Raw genomic sequence first — 570 nt, forward strand, 5'->3', positions numbered from 1 at the left:
ATCACACCCACCCCCCCCAACCCCCGAAACCATGGGGTATGGTGGCTTGGTTTTTGTTAATACGACCCCGCCCCCGGCCGGCACGCCCGCCTTTCGGGCCCCGCCCGCCCAGGCCGTCCGGGCGGCCGAGGGCGGGACCCTGCCGGCCACCGCCGAGGTGCGTAACGCCGGATGGGAGGCGGTGCGGCCGGGCACGGCCCTGGAGACGGTGGTCACCGGCACCGGCGGCCTGCCCGGCGGCGGGATCGAGGTCGAGTGCGTGCAGGACGGCGCCCGGCTGCGGGTGCGGGTGGTGTCGGCGGGCTTCGACCCGGGCCGGCGGGTGCAGTTCCCGAAGGACGTCCGGGTCGCGGGGGCGCGGTACCTGGTCGCCGAGGTGCGGGAGTCCGCCTCGGGCGGCTTCTACCGGGCGCGCGGCGAGATCAAGCGCCTGCTCTGAACGCCCCCGGTGGGGCGGGGGGCCCCCCCCCGCCCCCCCCCCCGGGCCGGTAAACGCCCCCGGTAATGCCACACCTGATACCTCGGCGACGCCCAGCCCCACCACCCCCATCGCCGTGGTGGCCCCGCGCG

1 protein-coding gene is annotated in these 570 nt (G+C 77.0%); it reads left to right on the forward strand.

Annotated elements, in window-relative coordinates; genetic code table 11:
• Nucleotides 1-31 precede the first annotated feature (31 nt).
• The gene (locus ACFV61_RS26530; protein WP_380494273.1) at nucleotides 32-439 is read left to right on the forward strand and encodes a hypothetical protein; all 408 of its coding nucleotides are present in this window, start codon (nucleotides 32-34) and stop codon (nucleotides 437-439) included.
• The last annotated feature ends 131 nt before the right edge of the window (nucleotides 440-570 follow it).

Origin of the sequence: Kitasatospora sp. NPDC059817 (genome assembly GCF_042731835.1) — a bacterium.
Classification (GTDB): Bacteria; Actinomycetota; Actinomycetes; order Streptomycetales; family Streptomycetaceae; genus Kitasatospora.

Excerpts from the sequence above, each read along its gene's own strand:
- ACFV61_RS26530 (WP_380494273.1), top strand. The coding sequence starts at position 32 with ATGGGGTATGGTGGCTTGGTTTTTGTTAATACGACCCCGCCCCCGGCC.